The organism is Gemmobacter denitrificans (genome assembly GCF_036964905.1).
Taxonomy (GTDB): domain Bacteria; phylum Pseudomonadota; class Alphaproteobacteria; order Rhodobacterales; family Rhodobacteraceae; genus Gemmobacter; species Gemmobacter denitrificans.
Genome location: NZ_JBALHR010000010.1, coordinates 57,786 through 73,879, shown reverse-complemented (window position 1 = coordinate 73,879; position 16,094 = coordinate 57,786). Strand labels below are relative to the sequence as shown.

The window sequence follows — 16,094 nt, the reverse complement described above, 5'->3', positions numbered from 1 at the left end:
GTCATGGTCAGTGCAGGTTGTGCTGGCTGCCGGTGCCTTCTTCATCCAGAAGATGGCCGGTTGCGAAACGGTCCAGGCGGAAGCGGCGGGCCACCTCATGCGGCTGATCGGTCGCCATCAGATGCGCCATGCACCAGCCCGAAGCCGGAACCGCCTTGAAGCCGCCATAGTTCCAGCCGCAGTCAAGATAGAGCCCGTCGATATGGGTCTTGTCGATGATCGGGCTGCCATCGGGCGACATGTCCATGATGCCGCCCCAACTGCGCAGCACCTTGGCGCGGCCGATCATCGGCATCAGCGTCATGCCGGCCTCCATCACATGTTCGACCATAGGAAGGTTGCCCCGCGCCGCATAAGATGCGTAGAAATCCAGATCGCCGCCGAAGACCAAACCGCCCTTGTCGGACTGGCTGATGTAGAAATGCCCCATGCCAAAGCTGATGACATGGTCGATCACCGGTTTCAGCCCCTCGGTTACGAAGGCCTGCAGGATATGGCTTTCGATGGGCAGGCGCATCCCCGCCATGGCCGCAACCTGGCTGGAGCGCCCGGCCACCACGATGCCCACCTTCTTGGCCCGGATTGCACCGCGCGTGGTCTGCACCCCGCGCACCTGGCCGTTTTCGATGTCGATGCCGGTCACTTCGCAATTCTGGATCAGGTCCACCCCGCGCTGATCGGCGGCCCTTGCATAGCCCCATGCAACGGCATCGTGACGCGCCGTGCCGCCGCGCCGATGCAGCAGCCCACCATAGATCGGGAATCGGGTCTGTTCGAAATCCAGATAGGGCAGCAGGCGGCGCACGCCTTCGCGATCCAGCAATTCGGCATCATCGCCCTGATTGATCATCGCATTGCCGCGCCGGGCAAAGGCATCGCGCTGCCCGTCGGAATGAAACAGGTTGATGAGCCCGCGCTGGCTGTGCATGACGTTATAGTTCAGATCGGCTTCAAGACCTTCCCACAACTTCATGGAATGGCTGTAGAATTCGGAATTTCCGGGCAGGAAGTAATTGGCGCGCACGATGGTTGTGTTGCGCCCGACATTGCCGCCACCCAGGTAACCCTTTTCCAGCACGGCGATATTCGTCATGCCGTGGTTCCTGGCCAGATAATAGGCCGTGGACAGGCCATGGCCGCCACCGCCGATGATGATGGCATCATATTCTGGTTTCGGGCTGGGGCTGCGCCAGGCTTGTGCCCAGCCCTTGTTGCCTCGCAGGCCCTGCATGATGACGTTCAGACCGGAATAGCGCATGCCCTGCCCCTTTGCTGCAGGTCCATCAGACCCGTGCAACACAGCAATAGCAAGGGGGTTCATGCCTCGCCCCGCCTGACTGCGACAGAAGGTGTCGCAGTCGAACCTCAGCTTCCGGGAATACGGCGTGTCAAGGTTACGACCGGCGGTTCGGTCCGGCCCTGCGGAGTGGCCTTGCGCGGGGTCAGGGTGGCACGGGTCGCTATCAACTGCGACGGTGTGGCGGCTGGCTGGTCTTCAGTCGAGGTAGCACTGTGCCCGGCGGATACCTGGGTTGAGACGGCTGTGCGAAGGCTGCTCCGGGCTTGCTGTTCGGCAGCCGCCGCGATCCGGTGCAGCAGCCGGTTGTTCTCGATCATCAGGGCCACCGCCCCGAACAACGCCAGAAGAATGACCAATCCCGCCATTCCAGCGACTGCGGCCGTCAGGCCATGGCCGGTGACCCGCCAGTAAATCGCCGCGATGGACAGGTTCAGGATGACCAACCCCATGACAAGGGCGGGAAATACCGTGCGAAACAGTGCAGCAAGGTTCTTGGTCATGGCGGGCCGATCCGGTAATAAGGTCTGGCCGGGCGATGGCATCGCCGGCCAGCCTTGTCAATCCACCTGCCCTGACGGTTACAGGCCCTTCGACCGATAGGTCTGTGCCACGCGGCTGATCGCCACGATATAGGCCGCAACGCGCAGATCCTGCACATCGCTGCGCCCGTGCCAGATTTCCCGCATCGATTGATAGGCCGTGCGCATGGTGTCATCGAGCCCCGAACGCACCAGAGCCAGTTCATCCGAACCGGTCAGGAAGCGATCCTTGAAATCTTCGGTCAAGGTCCAGCCCAGGCCCTTGTCCGAGGACAGACGCTCCAGCTCCTCGACCAGAAGGCGCGAACGGGCCTCTTCGGCGCGGCGTTGCATCCGGCCAAAGCGGATATGCGACAGGTTCTTGACCCATTCGAAATAGCTGACCGTCACACCGCCTGCGTTGGCATACATGTCGGGGATGATGACCACACCTTTTTCGCGCAGGATTTCGTCGGCGCCGAAGGTGATCGGACCATTGGCCGCCTCGATGATGAGCGGGGCTTTGATGCGCGCCGCGTTGCCCTTGTGGATCACACCTTCCATCGCGGCCGGGATCAGGATGTCGCAATCCAGTTCCAGGATGCTGGCCCCGTCGGCAACATGGGTGCCATGCGGATATCCGGCCAGCATGCCCTGATGGCCATTCATGTGCTGGCGCAGCGCATCAATATCGATGCCATTCTCATCGACGATGGCGCCATCGCGTTCGATCACCGCGATGATCTTGGCCCCATCTTCCGCCGCCAGGAACTTGGCGGCGTGATAGCCTACATTTCCCAACCCCTGCACGACGATGCGCTTGCCATCCAGATCGCCCGACAGGCCTGCCGCCGCCTTGTCATCCTTGTGGCGGAAGAATTCGCGCAAGGCATATTGCACGCCCCGGCCCGTCGCCTCGACCCGGCCCTGAATCCCCCCCGCATGGGGCGGCTTGCCGGTCACACAGGCCTTTGCGTTGATGTCGGTGGTGTTCATCCGGGCATATTGGTCGGCGATCCAGGCCATTTCGCGTTCGCCCGTGCCCATATCGGGGGCGGGCACGTTCTGCGCAGGGTGGATCAGGTCGCGCTTGATCAGTTCATAGGCGAAACGGCGGGTGATCTGTTCCAGTTCATGTTCGTCCCAGGCGCGGGGGTCGATGCACAACCCGCCCTTTGACCCGCCGAACGGCGTTTCCACAAGCGCGCATTTATAGGTCATCAGCGCGGCCAGCGCTTCCACCTCGTCCTGATTCACGCCCATGGCATAGCGGATGCCACCCTTGACCGGTTCCATATGTTCGGAATGGACCGAGCGGTAACCGGTGAAGGTTTCGATCTTGCCACGCAGACGCACCCCGAAACGCACGGTATAGGTGGAATTGCAGACCCGGATCTTTTCCTCCAGCCCCGGCGACAGATCCATGAGCGCGGTGGCGCGCTTGAACATCAGATCGACGGATTCCCGAAAACTCGGCTCATTGTGCAGTTGCATCCTGTTCCTCCCACATGCGGGACGATCTGCCCGCGTTTCGCAGCGAGCCTAGGGGCAAATGGTGAATTTTTCACCATGCAAAAAATTGTTAGCGCCACCACGCGGCGAATCAACTGGCCTGGCTGCCCCCCGTGGCGGCATCCCGTCAGCAAGGGCTTGTTAACCTGAATATACATCTTCCAGACAACAATCCTGCCGGAACGGCATGGTCTGTTGACGGGCCTGTCGGATTTTCCCTGCCAATGCTGACCATTCGCCACAATTGCGCCCAAAGTCCGAAGCTTACTGACCGGTGATGATTCAGGCCCAACCGCATTTTGCGGCTGGGTGCTGTTTTGGACGAGTGACAATCTGGTCCATGCGAAAGGACTTGTGGGATGAACCGGTTTCGGAAGACAGGACAGTTTGGGATGCCACGCGCATTCCGTGACTTCGGTCAGGATGAAGACGGCGGCATGCTGCCGTTTGCAATGACCCTGCTTCTCATCATGATGACGGTGGGGGGCCTAGCTGTCGATGTGATGCGGCATGAGGAAAAACGGGTTCTGCTGCAACAGACGCTTGACCGCAGCGTACTGGCAGCGGCCAGCCTGCGCCAGGAGCTGGACCCCGAGGCCGTGGTGAATGACTTCTTTGAAAAGGCTGGCCTCGCGCAGTACCTGACATCGGTCACCGTCGATGAAGGGCTGAACTTCCGCTCTGTTTCGGCCGAGGCCGATGCGGATACCAACCCCTTCTTCATGCACATGATGGGCATTGATCAGTTGACGGTTTCGGCTGGCAGCGGTGCCGAAGAACGCATCTCGAATGTCGAGGTGTCGCTGGTGCTGGATATTTCCGGCTCCATGGCTGGATCGCGCATCAACGGGTTGCGGCCGGCGGCACGGGAATTCGTCAGCACCATCCTGAACAATTCAGAACCGGGCCGGGCCACGATTTCCATCGTTCCCTACAGCGCACAGGTCAATCTGGGCACCGACCTTATGGCGCAGTTCAATGCCACCCAAGTCCAGAACAAGACCTATTGTGTGGAATTGCCCTCTGGTGTGTTCTCGTCGATCTCGCTGTCAACCGGCACGTCCTTTGTGCACAACGGCCATTTCGACCCGTTCAACAACTATTCCAGCCAAAGCTATGCCAACAACACCAACGCGAGCATGTTCAACTGCAGCTATCACTCCACCGCACCGAGCGCGAACACGGTGCTGGCACTGAGCGGGGATATCCCCACGCTGCACAACAAGATCAATGCCTTGGTGGTTGAAGGCAATACATCGATCGATCTTGGGGTAAAATGGGGCGCGCTGTTGCTGGACCCGGCTGCCCGCACTGTGACCGCGGGGCTGGTCAGCCGCAATGCCGTGCAGCCGCAGTTTGCGAACCGCCCGCTGAACTTCAACAATCAGGAAACGATCAAGGTTCTGGTGGTGATGACCGACGGCCAGAACACCACCGAATACCGGCTGAAGGCCCCCTATAACGGAACAGGGCTATCGGATGTATATCGCAACAGCTCGGGTCAGGTGTCGGTGTACTACGACCGCGCGAACACGAGCTATGATTACTACCGGCCAGCAAGCAACAACTGGGCCACGGCAGCCTACAGCAATTCCACACGCCTGACATGGCCGCAGGTCTTTGAACGGTGGAACGTCAGTCATGTCGCCTACTATTTCTTCGCCCGCCCGCGGAACCAGAACTACAACACTTGGGTTTCAAACCTTATGGAGAGCATCTGGTCCGACAAGAATAGCAAGCTGCAAACCATCTGTTCGGCGGCCAAAAATGCAGGCATCCTTGTCTATACCATCGCCTATGAAGCACCCTATGACGGCCAGACACAGTTGCGGAACTGTGCCTCGGGCGATCCGACCACCAATGAAGGCACATACTACTATCCCGCCATCGGGTCGGACCAGATTGCTACCGTGTTCCGGTCGATCGCCAACCAGATCAGCTTCCTGAGGTTGACCCAATGATCCGCCGCCTCCGCAACCCGCTGCGCCCGCTGCGGCGCTTCTGGAGGCGTGAGGACGGCACCTCGACAGTTGAGTTCGCGTTGATGGTGCCGGTGTTTCTCACGGTCTTCATGATGTCATTCGAAACCGGCCTGCTGATGCTGCGTCAGACCATGCTGGAACGCGCGCTGGACATCACCATGCGCGAGGTGCGGCTGGGGCGTCTCAACCTGTCCGGCGATGCCGAAAGCATCCATGACGCGATGAAAGACCTGATTTGTCAGAATGGCGTGATGCTGGACAATTGCAACGATACGCTGCGGCTGGCCATGACCCCGGTGGATATGACAACCTGGGATTTGCCCACGAGCGGGATCATCTGTCAGGATCGCGACGAACCAAGCGCCCCGGTCACCGAAGTCAGCACCGACCCACAGGCGCGGCGCAACATGATGCTGGTACGAGCCTGCATGCGCGCCGAAAGCATGTTCCCCGGCACCGCCCTGGCCGCAGGGCTGCGCTATGATGATTATGACGATTACGCCCTGGTCAGCGTGTCGTTCTTCGTGAACGAACCATAAGGGGAACCGGTGATGAAACTCCGCGCATTTGGCCACCGGCTGATCCGCCCCTTCGCCCGTTTTCTGCGGCAGGAAGAGGGTTCCATCATCGTCGAGGGCACATTGCTGCTGCCGATGCTGCTCTGGGCCACTTTCGGGCTTTATGTCTATTGGGATGCCTACAAGACCCACAACACCTTGCAGAAGGCAACCTATTCGGTAGCCGATGCCTATTCGCGACTGCAGGCCAATGCCACCGTGCCCTTCGCGAATGGCATCGAAGACATGATGAACTATGTGATCCCGCGCGACGAGAATGCCCGGCTGCGCGTCACCAGCGTGATCTGGTCACAGGCCCGCAACCGGTATGAGGTGACCTGGTCATGCTCGCTCGACCGGGTAACGATGCCTGCGCTGACGACAGGGGATCTGGCGAATTACGCAGGCAAACTGCCAGTCGTTGCCGACGCGATGACCCTGCTGCTGGTGGAAAGCCGCTATGATTTCACCCCGGTCATGGATATGGGGCTGGATCCGCTGACCTTCCGGGTCTTTGTCGCCACCCCCCCTCGCTGGGCGGAAATCGGGTTCAATTCCCCGCAGAACTGCGGGCTGTAACGGGTCTTCCCCGGATCAGTGCCCAGCGTTGGCCGAACTGAACAGGTTCGGGGGCTGCTCTACAGCCCCCACGCATTGCGGCCTCAGGCCAGTTGCGGGGCAGGCCCCGCGCAAACCAGCGTCACCCGCGTTTCCGCACCCGCCATGCGGATCGCCTCGACCGCCATTGGACGGCGGTCCAGATCGCCGCCCAACACCTCGATTGTGGCACCTCCCACAAAGGTTGCGTCGATCAGCGCCGAAAGGGCCTCTCCCTTCAGGACAGCCTCAACCCCGCCCGCAATCCGGCGAATGGTTTCGGGGATGACATGGCGGTCACCGATGATGAGCTGCATGCATTGCTCCTGCCTTCTGCACGGCGCGAAGCTAGGACGGCGCAGGGATTGAGTCCCGTCACTTGTCCACAGGCGGAAACAGCCAGTTGTGGGTTATTTCTGTATGATCGGGCGAAAAACACCGGCGTTGACGAGAAAGGCAAAATCTCGCGCGAATCCCCCCTCTCAGGCGACGATGCGCGCCTTCAGACCCTGGTCAGGGCCGCCTGCAATTCCCGGAAAAACGCCGCAACATGAACACCATCCAGCAATCCGTGGTGAACCTGCAGGGCAACAGCGATGGACCAGCGTCCAGCCGGCTCCGCCGTGTAACGTCCCCAGCAGACCCTCGGAATGCTGTCGTCCGCGTCAAGAACCGGATTGTCGAACGCGGTGAAATCGAGCCAGGGCTGGCAACTCAGAAAGGCAACACCATCATCGCCATCAATGCCCGGCTCAAGCTCACCCTGTAGCCGGGTCCGTTCCAGCACTTGCTGCGCCTCTGCCGCAAAGGCCCGCAAGTCAGGCAGCCAGTCCAGATAGGCAAAGCCCAATCGGCCGTCGGCGAATTGCATCGTGGGCGAAAGGCGCATGCGGTCATGGCGGACCACCCGATCACCCCGGATGCGGCAGGCCAGTTCCGGCACTGCATGCAGCGCTGTGCCAATAGCATGGACGCAGGCGAGATAGTCTGGAAATCCCGGCTCATCCGCCCGCCGGATCATCACCCGCGTCACATCGACCCGCGCCGTCACGGAATACTGCGGTTTCTGAAAACGGCGAAACAGCGCCAACGTGTCGCGCCGGGGCCATGTCGCAAGGTCGATTTCGGTCGCGGCCATCAGGGGCGCAGGGCTTTCTCCACTTCCGCCACGGCCAAAGCCACGGCATCGGCGATGCTGAGATCAGATGTGTCAAGGATCACCGCATCCGCGGCAGGACGCAAGGGGGCATCGGCACGCCCCATGTCCCGTTCGTCGCGCGCGCGCACTTCAGCCAGAACCTGTGCCGGATCCCCTCCCAGTTCCAACCACCGCCGCTGCGCGCGCACTTCGGCGCTGGCAGTGACGTAAAGCTTCACCTCGGCCTCGGGGCAGATCACTGTGCCGATGTCGCGGCCATCCAGCACCGCCCCCCCCGGACGACGGGCAAAGCGCTGCTGAAATTCCAGTAATGCGGCCCGCACTTCGGGGATCGCGGCCACCCGCGATGCCGCAGCCCCGGCCTCCAGGCTGCGCAGATCGTCGCGCGCCAGATCCTCGGACGCCAGGCTTTGCGCTGCCGCCACCGGATCGCCCCCTTTCACCCCCAACGCGCGATACAGCGCGCCGGTATCAAGATGGGCAAAGCCAAAGCGCGCGGCCACGGCGCGGCTGATCGTGCCCTTCCCGGCGGCGGCGGGGCCATCAATGGCGACGGTGAAGGGCTGGTTCATCGTTTGCTCCTGTGGCGGGCGGGGCTAGGGGGCGCTCGCGCCCCCTCGGGCCTGCGGCCCTCACCCCCTGAGGATATTTGGGAACAGATGAATGGGAGGCGCAGCGCTTGTTTTCATCTGTTCAAAAATATCCTCGGGGGGAGGCCCGAAGGGCCGTGGGGGGCAGACGGCCCCCCGGCGAGGGTGGGGCATCAGCCCCGTTCGAGGGTGGCGCCGAGGTCTTTCATCAGCCCCTCAAAAATCGGGAAGGAGGTGAGGATGGGCGAGGCGTCATCGACCGAGACGGGCTTTTGCGCCGCCATGCCTGCGACGAGGAAACTCATGGCTATGCGGTGATCGAGATGGGTGGCTGCCGTGGCGCCGCCGGGCATGCCGCCCGCGCCCATGCCGTGCACGATCAGCGTATCTTCATCTTCCTCGATGCGCACTCCGCAGGCCTCGAGGCCCCGCGCCATGGCGTCGATCCGGTCGCTTTCCTTCACGCGCAATTCCTTCACGCCTTTCATCACGGTCTTGCCCGTGGCAAAGGCCGCGACGACCGAGAGGATCGGGTATTCGTCGATCATCGAGGGGGCGCGTTCCGGGGGCACTTCGATGCCCTTCAGATTGCCCGAGAAGCGCACGCGCAGATCGGCCACCGGCTCGCCGCCCTCTTCGCGCGGGTTCTGGAAGTCGATCTCGGCGCCCATCTCCACGAGGGTGATGTAAAGGCCGTTGCGGGTGAGGTTCTGGCTGACGCCCGGCACGAGGATATCCGAGCCTTCGACGATCAGCGCGGCGCAGACCGGGAAGGCGGCGGAGGAGGGATCGCGCGGGACGGCCACGCTTTGCGGGCGCAGTTCGGGGCGGCCCTTGAGGGTGATGATATGCCCCTCGGTGCCCTTTTCGACATGGAGTTCGGCTCCGAAGCCCAGGAGCATGCGTTCGGAATGGTCGCGCGTGGGTTCGCGTTCGATCACCACGGTTTCGCCCGGCGCGTTGAGGCCCGCCAGCAGCACGGCGGATTTCACCTGAGCGCTGGCCACGGGCAGCGCGTAGCGCACCGGCACGGGGTTGGCGGCCCCCACCACGGTCATCGGCAGGCGGCCACCCTGGCGGCCATAGGCGCGGGTGCCGAACAGCGAAAGCGGGTCGGTCACCCGGCCCATCGGGCGTTTGCGCAAGGAGGCATCGCCGGTGAAGGTGGCGGTCATGGCGGTGGTGGCCATGGTGCCCATGATGAGGCGCACGCCGGTGCCGGAATTGCCGCAATCAATCACATCCGCCGGTTCGCGGAAGCCGCCGACGCCCACGCCATGCACCGACCAGTCGCCCAGGCCGTGGCGCGTGACTTCGGCCCCGAAGGCGCGCATGGCTTTCGCGGTGTCCAGCACGTCCTGGCCTTCCAGAAGACCGGTGATTTGGGTTTCGCCCACGGCCATGGCGCCGAAGATCAGCGCGCGGTGGCTGATCGATTTGTCGCCGGGCACGGCCGCCGTGCCCGAAAGCGGGCCCGATTTGCGGGCGGTCATCGGTTGCGCTTCGCCATGGCCTGACATCGTCGGTCCCCTTGCCGGAAAGATCGGCTTTCCGTTAGCGCAAGCGATGCCCCGGGTCCAGCCCTGCCGGACCCGGGGACAGATCAGGCGACGGCAGTTGCCTCGAGTTCGATCATCAGCGGTGGCAGGGCAAGGCGGGTCACGCCCAGAAGCGTCATCGCCGGGGAAGACCCCGCCGCCCCGAAGCGCTGGCACAGCAGATCGAAATTCTGCAGGGCAATATCCATGTCGGTGACATAGACCCGCAGCGATACGACCTGCGCCAGCCCCATCCCGGCCCCGGCCAGAACCGCCTGCAGATTGTCAAGCGCCAGCGCCATTTGCGCGCGCATATCCCCCGGATGTTGCGGTGCGCCCAAGGCATCCACCGCGCATTGCCCGGCGCAATATAGATTCCTGTCGGCCCCCGTTACCAGCTGGCCCTGACTGTAGCCGAGGCGCAAGGACCAGTCCCATGGGTTGATTGCCGTTGTTTGCATCGGATTCTCCATTCTCTGCAAATTCCGGCCCCTTGAACCACAGCCCTGTTGCCAGCGTCCTGTCAGCAGCCTTCGGCCTGCACAGGCGTTGCGCCGCGCGTGGCGCTCACTTCTCCCAGCCAGGTTTCGGGATTGGTCTGGGCGATCTGGCGGAACAGATCTTCGCCCAGACCCGCGCGCAGGCGCACGGCCATGGCCCGTTCCGACAGTGCCTCTTGCCGTGTCATGTAGAAATCCGAACCAAACAGCGTGCGCGCCCGCACCCGGGGATGACCCAGAAACAGCCGCAGGAAGGGCAGGAAATCATCAGACTGGAACAGCGTATAAGACACATCGGCCCAGAGATTGGGATATTCGCCGCTTTCCAGCATCATCCGCAGCGCCATCAGGAAGTTGTCCTGCGCCTGCACCGGGCGATAAGGGTCGATCCCGTCTGTCACATAGGCCTCCCAATCGGCCTGGCCCCCGAAATGCGCCAGATTGACCTGCAGCCGCGGAAAGGCGCGCAGCACAGGGGCAAAGGCCATCGGATGGCTGACCGCATCTGCGCGGGCCCGGCTGATGCGACCGCGCACCCCGCCGCGCGAACAATGGCTGACAACGGCCAGACCGGCCTCGTTCAGCATCGGATAGATGTCGCGCATCAGCACCGGATGGTCGGGCGCATAGCCCAGACGTGGATAGAGTTTCAGCCCGCGAAAGCCATGGGTTTCCAGACAGCGCCGCACCTCGGCCGCAGCCCCGGGCAGGCGAGGATCGCAAGTGGCGAAGGGAATCACCAGCCCCGGATGGGCGCGCACCAGTTCGGCCAGTTCGTCATGCTGTTCGGGCAGGGCCACGCGCGGGGCCCCTGCCCCCATGCCCGCCATCTGCATCGGCAGGACCACGAACCGGGTGCCGACCGGATATTGCGCCACCAGCCGGGCAAAGATGTCGGCCTGCGCTTCTGCCCCAACCTCGGCCTGAAAGCGGTGCAGCCGCTTCAGTGCCGCCGCCAGATCCTCTTGCCCGATCAGCCGGGCCAGCCCCGCCAAGCCGCGCAGCAGTGCCGGTGCGCGTTTGAAGGGCCAGGCCAGGGGATGCGGATAGCGCGGCGGCACATGCGCCCCGGTAAAGGTATGCACATGGCAATTGGTGATGCGCAGGGCGGCTTGGGGCGGGCGGTGAAAGGACATGCGGCAGCTCCGGTCGGTGTGACCGAAGCTTGGCCGCAAGCCCGCAAAGGGTGCGCTAAAGTGGCGTACGTTCCTGCTTTATTCCGGCCTGCAGAACGGCCTAGCCTTGACGGCGGAATGTCAGATAATGCGGATCGCGGCCTTCGCGCAGGGCCTTCTGTTCATAGCGGGTGGACAGCCAGTCCTCCCATGCTGCACCGGCACCGGTCTGCGCGATCAGGTCGAAGCCGGCGGGCGGCACTTCTTCCAGCGTCTGGCGGACGTAATCGGGAATATCGGTCGCCACGCGGAATTCGGCCCCCGGCTGCATGACCCGCGCAAGCGCCTGCAAGTAGTCTGGCGTCACGAAGCGACGGCGGTGATGGCGCGCTTTGGGCCAGGGGTCGGGATAATTCAGGAAGCACTTGGCCACCGATGCCGGGGGCAGCACATCAAACAGGTCGCGCACATCGCCCGGATGGATCGCCAGATTTTCCGCCCCCGACGCGCGGATCTTGCCCAGCAGCATGGCAACCCCGTTCACGAAAGGCTCGCAACCGATCAGGAACACATCCGGGTAGCGCGCGGCCATATGCACCAGATGTTCGCCACCGCCAAAGCCCACTTCCAACCACAATGGGCGACCGGCGGTGATTGCCGCCACATCCAGCGGAATGCGCCCGGGGTTGTCGGCCTGTGTCACACCGGGCAGGGTCAGACGGCCCAGATCCTCGGCCAGATATTGCTTCTGGCTGGTCCGCAGGGTCTTGCCATGCACGCGGCCATAGAAGTTGCGGCGCGGGGTCGTGGGTTCGTCGGTCATGCTGGTCTCCGGTCGGACCGGCGCGGCCTAGCCCGTCACAGGGGCCAAGGTCAAGCCATGGGCCCCACTTTGCGCCCTGCTTTCCCTTGCCCCCTTGCGCCAAAGTCGCTATAGCCGCGCCATCCTGACGAGACTCATGCCCGGTTGCCGGGCCATATTCGTTTGGGCCTACCCCCATAGCGGGGCCATCAAAGACCGGCGGAGCCAACCGCATGGCCAGAAAACCATGACAAAGGAACAACTCGCATATGTGCGCCAAAGCATCCATGGAAGAATTCGAAGCCCTTCTGAAGGAAAGCTTCGAAATTGACACCCCCGAAGAGGGTACGGTTGTCAAAGGCAAGGTCATCGCCATCGAGGCGGGCCAGGCCATCATCGACGTCGGCTACAAGATGGAAGGCCGCGTCGATCTGAAAGAATTCGCGAACCCCGGCGAAGCCCCGTCGATCAACGTGGGCGACGAAGTCGAGGTCTATCTGGACCGCGTCGAGAATGCCCGTGGCGAAGCCGTCATCTCGCGTGACAAGGCCCGCCGCGAAGAGGCATGGGACCGTCTGGAAAAAGCATACGCCAACGAAACCCGCGTCGATGGCGCGATCTTCGGTCGCGTCAAGGGTGGCTTCACCGTCGATCTGGGCGGCGCTGTGGCGTTCCTGCCGGGCAGCCAGGTCGATGTACGTCCCGTGCGCGATGCCGGCCCGCTGATGGGCATCAAGCAGCCGTTCCAGATCCTGAAAATGGACCGTCGCCGTGGCAACATCGTTGTTTCGCGCCGCGCCATCCTGGAAGAAAGCCGTGCCGAACAGCGCGCCGAAGTCATCTCCAACCTGACCGAAGGTCAGACCGTGGATGGCGTGGTCAAGAACATCACCGAATACGGTGCGTTCGTGGACTTGGGCGGCGTTGACGGCCTGCTGCACGTCACCGACATGGCCTGGCGCCGCGTCAACCACCCGTCGGAGATCCTGGCGATCGGCGAAACCGTCAAGGTTCAGGTCATCAAGATCAACAAGGAAACCCACCGCATCAGCCTGGGCATGAAGCAGCTCCAGTCCGATCCGTGGGATGCCGTGGAACGCGCCTACCCGCTGGGTTCGGTGCACAAGGGCCGCGTCACCAACATCACCGATTACGGCGCCTTCGTGGAGCTGGAAGCCGGTGTCGAAGGTCTGGTTCACGTCTCCGAAATGTCCTGGACCAAGAAGAACGTGCATCCCGGCAAGATCGTTTCGACCTCGCAAGAGGTGGACGTCATGGTGCTGGAAATCGACAGCGCCAAGCGCCGCGTGTCGCTGGGCCTCAAGCAGACCCAACGCAATCCGTGGGAAGTCTTTGCCGAAAACCACCCGGTCGGGTCGGCCATTGAAGGCGAAGTCAAGAACATCACCGAATTCGGTCTGTTCGTCGGCCTGGAAAACGACATCGACGGCATGGTTCACCTGTCCGACCTGTCTTGGGACCAGCGTGGCGAAGACGCCATCCAGAACTACCGCAAGGGCGACGTGGTCAAGGCCGCCGTCTCCGAAGTGGACATCGAGAAAGAGCGCATCTCGCTCTCGATCAAGGCTCTGGGCGACGACACCTTCACCGAAGCGGTTGATGGCGTGAAGCGTGGCGGCGTCGTCACCTGCACCGTGACCGCGATCGAAGAAGGCGGCATCGAGGTCGAATACAACGGCATGAAAGCCTTCATCCGTCGTTCGGATCTGGCCCGTGACCGCGCCGACCAGCGCCCCGAGCGTTTCCAGGTTGGCGACAAGGTAGATGCCCGCGTGACCAACGTGGACAGCAAGACCCGCCGTCTCGGCCTGTCGATCAAGGCCAAGGAAATCGCGGAAGAAAAGGAAGCCGTCGAACAGTATGGTTCGTCCGATTCGGGCGCTTCGCTGGGCGACATCCTTGGCGCGGCCCTCAAGGGCGGCGACCGCGGCTGATATTGCTGCATTGCGGCACAGCACAGGCCCTGCCGAAAGGCGGGGCCTGTTGCCATTTGGGGGGGCAATTGGTGCGCTTTTCTGCCAAGGCCCCGCGATTGCACGGCTTTTCCTTTTGAGCAGCAGAAAAATTTGCCTATAGTCGCAGAACAAGAAAAACGCATGGGGCCCGGCTGCCACTTCAGGCCCCCAGGGGGACATGACGGATGATCCGTTCGGAACTGATCCAGAAAATCGCGGATGAAAACCCGCATCTCACGCAGCGCCATGTCGAGCGGATCGTGAACACTGTTTTCGAGGAAATCATCGAGGCGCTGGCCAAGGGTGATCGGGTCGAATTGCGCGGCTTCGGGGCGTTCTCGGTCAAGGCGCGCGAGGCGCGCACCGGCCGCAACCCCCGCACCGGCGAGGCGGTGGAGGTCGAGGACAAGAAGGTTCCCTTCTTCAAGACCGGCAAGTTGCTGCGTGACCGGCTGAACGGCCGCGCCTGATGCTGAAGGCCCTGAAATACGCGCTGCTGGCGCTGGTCGCATTGGTGCTTCTGACGGTGGCGCTGGCCAATCGCGCGCCGGTCACAGTCAGCGCGCTTCCCGGTGATCTGGCCGCGCTGTTGGGCCGCAACTGGCAGATCGAAGTCCCGCTGTTTCTGGTGATCTTCGGCGGTGTGGTGGTGGGGTTGCTGATCGGGTTCATCTGGGAATGGCTGCGCGAACACCGCCACCGGGCCACCGCCAGCAGCAAGACCGCCGAGGCACGTCGGCTGGAACGCGAACTGGCGATGCTGCGCGATGCCAAGGGCCAGCCGCAGGACGAAGTTCTGGCACTGTTGCAGAAGAAGGCCTGATCCATGGCCGATATCCGGGTGAAGATCTGCGGTCTGCGGACCGAAGCCGATGTCGCCGCAGTGGCGGCAGCTGGGGCGGGCTATGCCGGCTTTGTGTTCTTTCCCAAAAGCCCCCGGCACCTTGATCTGGCCACGGCACAGCGGCTGGCGCTGGCAGCGCCGGTCGGTCTGGCCAAGGTGGCTTTGGTGGTGGATGCCGATGATGCCACGCTGGATGCGATCATCGAAGCAGTCCCGCTCGACATGCTGCAGCTTCATGGCCATGAAAGCCCGGATCGCGTGGCCGATGTGCGCGCCCGCTATGGCCTGCCGGTGATGAAAGCCGTTGGCGTGGCGGATGAAGGCGATCTGGCGGCGATCTTCGATTATTCGACCGTGGCCGATCAGTTGCTGATCGATGCCAAACCGCCCAGAAACAGCGCGCTGCCCGGGGGCAACGGCCTGTCCTTCGATTGGCGCCTGGTCGCACAGCGGCGCTGGCTGCGCCCGTGGATGCTGGCAGGTGGTCTGACCGCCGAAAATGTGGCCGAGGCGATCCGGCTGACCAATGCGCGGCAGGTCGATGTGTCATCGGGCGTGGAAAGCGCACCGGGGGTGAAGGATGCGGCCAAGATCGCCGCCTTTACCCGCGCGGCGCATCTGGGGGCCGGGGCCGATGCGGTGCCACGGTGGTAACCTTTCGCGACGCCCGGCCCGAAGACCTGCCCGAAATCGTCGCGCTGTTGACCGATGACCCGCTGGGCAAGGCCCGTGAAGGCGGCGATCTGGCCCCTTATGCCGCTGCCTTTGCTGCGATTACCGCCAATCCGATGCATCAGCTGATCGTCGGCACCGATGCGCAGGGGCGGGTGATTGCCACTTGCCAGTTGACGATCCTGCACGGGCTGTCGCGCAGCGGCATGGTCCGCGCGCTGGTTGAGGCGGTGCGGGTCGCGCCGGATCACCGCTCGGCCGGGGTGGGTGCGGCCCTGATGGCCGAAGCCGAAGCGCGCGCGCGGACGGCAGGGGCTGGCCTTGTGCAACTGACCACCGACAAGACCCGCAGCCGCGCCCATGCCTTTTATGACCGGCTTGGATATGAGGCCAGCCATCTGGGCTACAAGAAACTGCTGGATTAACCCGGCA

Annotated in this window: 18 protein-coding genes; 8 read left to right on the top strand and 10 right to left on the bottom strand. The window is 62.9% G+C overall.

Annotated elements, in window-relative coordinates:
- Nucleotides 1-7: 7 nt before the first annotated feature.
- From V6590_RS15150 to V6590_RS15140, 3 genes are all read right to left on the bottom strand, one after another.
- Nucleotides 8-1,258: a sarcosine oxidase subunit beta family protein gene (locus V6590_RS15150; protein ID WP_335424521.1), complete on the bottom strand. Its 1,251-nt coding sequence runs from the start codon at nucleotides 1,256-1,258 to the stop codon at nucleotides 8-10.
- A 107-nt stretch (nucleotides 1,259-1,365) separates the two neighbouring features.
- Nucleotides 1,366-1,800 (bottom strand): hypothetical protein, encoded by a 435-nt coding sequence (locus tag V6590_RS15145; RefSeq protein ID WP_335424520.1) that lies wholly within the window; start codon nucleotides 1,798-1,800, stop codon nucleotides 1,366-1,368.
- A 78-nt stretch (nucleotides 1,801-1,878) separates the two neighbouring features.
- Nucleotides 1,879-3,312, bottom strand: coding sequence for a Glu/Leu/Phe/Val family dehydrogenase (locus V6590_RS15140; protein WP_335424519.1), 1,434 nt, complete (start codon nucleotides 3,310-3,312; stop codon nucleotides 1,879-1,881).
- A gap of 410 nt (nucleotides 3,313-3,722) precedes the next feature.
- On the opposite strand from V6590_RS15140, the gene V6590_RS15135 reads away from it, so the two are divergent.
- From V6590_RS15135 to V6590_RS15125, 3 genes are read left to right on the top strand one after another with little or no spacing between them, the layout of a single operon-like run.
- Entirely contained in the window at nucleotides 3,723-5,291 is a 1,569-nt protein-coding gene (locus V6590_RS15135) for a pilus assembly protein TadG-related protein (RefSeq protein WP_335424518.1), read from the top strand.
- The gene (locus V6590_RS15130) at nucleotides 5,288-5,851 is read left to right on the top strand and encodes a TadE/TadG family type IV pilus assembly protein (protein WP_335424517.1); all 564 of its coding nucleotides are present in this window, start codon (nucleotides 5,288-5,290) and stop codon (nucleotides 5,849-5,851) included. Before V6590_RS15135 ends, V6590_RS15130 begins: the two co-directional genes overlap by 4 nt.
- A 12-nt stretch (nucleotides 5,852-5,863) precedes the next feature.
- On the top strand, nucleotides 5,864-6,448 hold the full coding sequence (locus tag V6590_RS15125) for a TadE/TadG family type IV pilus assembly protein (protein ID WP_335424516.1): 585 nt from the start codon (nucleotides 5,864-5,866) through the stop codon (nucleotides 6,446-6,448).
- 83 nt (nucleotides 6,449-6,531) lie between these two features.
- Here V6590_RS15125 and V6590_RS15120 read toward each other — a convergent pair whose 3' ends face one another.
- From V6590_RS15120 to trmB, 7 genes are all read right to left on the bottom strand, one after another.
- On the bottom strand, nucleotides 6,532-6,783 hold the full coding sequence (locus V6590_RS15120) for a hypothetical protein (RefSeq protein WP_335424515.1): 252 nt from the start codon (nucleotides 6,781-6,783) through the stop codon (nucleotides 6,532-6,534).
- A 185-nt stretch (nucleotides 6,784-6,968) separates the two neighbouring features.
- Nucleotides 6,969-7,604, bottom strand: coding sequence for a CatA-like O-acetyltransferase (locus V6590_RS15115; RefSeq protein ID WP_335424514.1), 636 nt, complete (start codon nucleotides 7,602-7,604; stop codon nucleotides 6,969-6,971).
- A complete protein-coding gene (locus tag V6590_RS15110; RefSeq protein ID WP_335424513.1) occupies nucleotides 7,604-8,197 on the bottom strand; it encodes a (d)CMP kinase in 594 nt (197 codons plus the stop codon). The genes V6590_RS15115 and V6590_RS15110 overlap by 1 nt, the downstream gene beginning before the upstream one ends.
- Before the next feature lie 191 nt (nucleotides 8,198-8,388).
- Nucleotides 8,389-9,735, bottom strand: coding sequence for a 3-phosphoshikimate 1-carboxyvinyltransferase (gene aroA / locus V6590_RS15105; protein WP_335424512.1), 1,347 nt, complete (start codon nucleotides 9,733-9,735; stop codon nucleotides 8,389-8,391).
- 83 nt (nucleotides 9,736-9,818) lie between these two features.
- A complete protein-coding gene (locus V6590_RS15100; RefSeq protein WP_335424511.1) occupies nucleotides 9,819-10,214 on the bottom strand; it encodes a RidA family protein in 396 nt (131 codons plus the stop codon).
- A gap of 62 nt (nucleotides 10,215-10,276) precedes the next feature.
- The gene (locus V6590_RS15095; RefSeq protein WP_335424510.1) at nucleotides 10,277-11,389 is read right to left on the bottom strand and encodes an amidohydrolase family protein; all 1,113 of its coding nucleotides are present in this window, start codon (nucleotides 11,387-11,389) and stop codon (nucleotides 10,277-10,279) included.
- A 100-nt stretch (nucleotides 11,390-11,489) separates the two neighbouring features.
- Complete coding sequence (gene trmB, locus V6590_RS15090) at nucleotides 11,490-12,191, bottom strand: tRNA (guanine(46)-N(7))-methyltransferase TrmB (protein ID WP_335424509.1); 702 nt, start codon at nucleotides 12,189-12,191, stop codon at nucleotides 11,490-11,492.
- Nucleotides 12,192-12,439: 248 nt separating this feature from the next.
- Between trmB and rpsA the strand changes: the two genes are divergently transcribed.
- From rpsA to V6590_RS15065, 5 genes are all read left to right on the top strand, one after another.
- On the top strand, nucleotides 12,440-14,125 hold the full coding sequence (rpsA, locus tag V6590_RS15085; RefSeq protein ID WP_335424508.1) for a 30S ribosomal protein S1: 1,686 nt from the start codon (nucleotides 12,440-12,442) through the stop codon (nucleotides 14,123-14,125).
- Between the two features lie 206 nt (nucleotides 14,126-14,331).
- Complete coding sequence (gene ihfB / locus V6590_RS15080) at nucleotides 14,332-14,616, top strand: integration host factor subunit beta (RefSeq protein ID WP_335424507.1); 285 nt, start codon at nucleotides 14,332-14,334, stop codon at nucleotides 14,614-14,616.
- Nucleotides 14,616-14,969 (top strand): LapA family protein, encoded by a 354-nt coding sequence (locus tag V6590_RS15075; protein ID WP_335424506.1) that lies wholly within the window; start codon nucleotides 14,616-14,618, stop codon nucleotides 14,967-14,969. Before ihfB ends, V6590_RS15075 begins: the two co-directional genes overlap by 1 nt.
- A 3-nt stretch (nucleotides 14,970-14,972) precedes the next feature.
- Nucleotides 14,973-15,644 carry a phosphoribosylanthranilate isomerase gene (locus V6590_RS15070; protein ID WP_335424505.1) on the top strand — a complete coding sequence of 224 codons (672 nt, stop codon included), beginning with the start codon at nucleotides 14,973-14,975 and terminating at the stop codon, nucleotides 15,642-15,644.
- Entirely contained in the window at nucleotides 15,638-16,087 is a 450-nt protein-coding gene (locus tag V6590_RS15065; protein WP_335424504.1) for a GNAT family N-acetyltransferase, read from the top strand. The genes V6590_RS15070 and V6590_RS15065 overlap by 7 nt, the downstream gene beginning before the upstream one ends.
- The last annotated feature ends 7 nt before the right edge of the window (nucleotides 16,088-16,094 follow it).

Coding starts and splice junctions, on each gene's coding strand:
- V6590_RS15150 (WP_335424521.1), bottom strand. CDS start 1,258: ATGCGCTATTCCGGTCTGAACGTCATCATGCAGGGCCTGCGAGGCAAC.
- V6590_RS15145 (WP_335424520.1), bottom strand. CDS start 1,800: ATGACCAAGAACCTTGCTGCACTGTTTCGCACGGTATTTCCCGCCCTT.
- V6590_RS15140 (WP_335424519.1), bottom strand. CDS start 3,312: ATGCAACTGCACAATGAGCCGAGTTTTCGGGAATCCGTCGATCTGATG.
- V6590_RS15135 (WP_335424518.1), top strand. CDS start 3,723: ATGCCACGCGCATTCCGTGACTTCGGTCAGGATGAAGACGGCGGCATG.
- V6590_RS15130 (WP_335424517.1), top strand. CDS start 5,288: ATGATCCGCCGCCTCCGCAACCCGCTGCGCCCGCTGCGGCGCTTCTGG.
- V6590_RS15125 (WP_335424516.1), top strand. CDS start 5,864: ATGAAACTCCGCGCATTTGGCCACCGGCTGATCCGCCCCTTCGCCCGT.
- V6590_RS15120 (WP_335424515.1), bottom strand. CDS start 6,783: ATGCAGCTCATCATCGGTGACCGCCATGTCATCCCCGAAACCATTCGC.
- V6590_RS15115 (WP_335424514.1), bottom strand. CDS start 7,604: ATGGCCGCGACCGAAATCGACCTTGCGACATGGCCCCGGCGCGACACG.
- V6590_RS15110 (WP_335424513.1), bottom strand. CDS start 8,197: ATGAACCAGCCCTTCACCGTCGCCATTGATGGCCCCGCCGCCGCCGGG.
- aroA (WP_335424512.1), bottom strand. CDS start 9,735: ATGTCAGGCCATGGCGAAGCGCAACCGATGACCGCCCGCAAATCGGGC.
- V6590_RS15100 (WP_335424511.1), bottom strand. CDS start 10,214: ATGCAAACAACGGCAATCAACCCATGGGACTGGTCCTTGCGCCTCGGC.
- V6590_RS15095 (WP_335424510.1), bottom strand. CDS start 11,389: ATGTCCTTTCACCGCCCGCCCCAAGCCGCCCTGCGCATCACCAATTGC.
- trmB (WP_335424509.1), bottom strand. CDS start 12,191: ATGACCGACGAACCCACGACCCCGCGCCGCAACTTCTATGGCCGCGTG.
- rpsA (WP_335424508.1), top strand. CDS start 12,440: ATGTGCGCCAAAGCATCCATGGAAGAATTCGAAGCCCTTCTGAAGGAA.
- ihfB (WP_335424507.1), top strand. CDS start 14,332: ATGATCCGTTCGGAACTGATCCAGAAAATCGCGGATGAAAACCCGCAT.
- V6590_RS15075 (WP_335424506.1), top strand. CDS start 14,616: ATGCTGAAGGCCCTGAAATACGCGCTGCTGGCGCTGGTCGCATTGGTG.
- V6590_RS15070 (WP_335424505.1), top strand. CDS start 14,973: ATGGCCGATATCCGGGTGAAGATCTGCGGTCTGCGGACCGAAGCCGAT.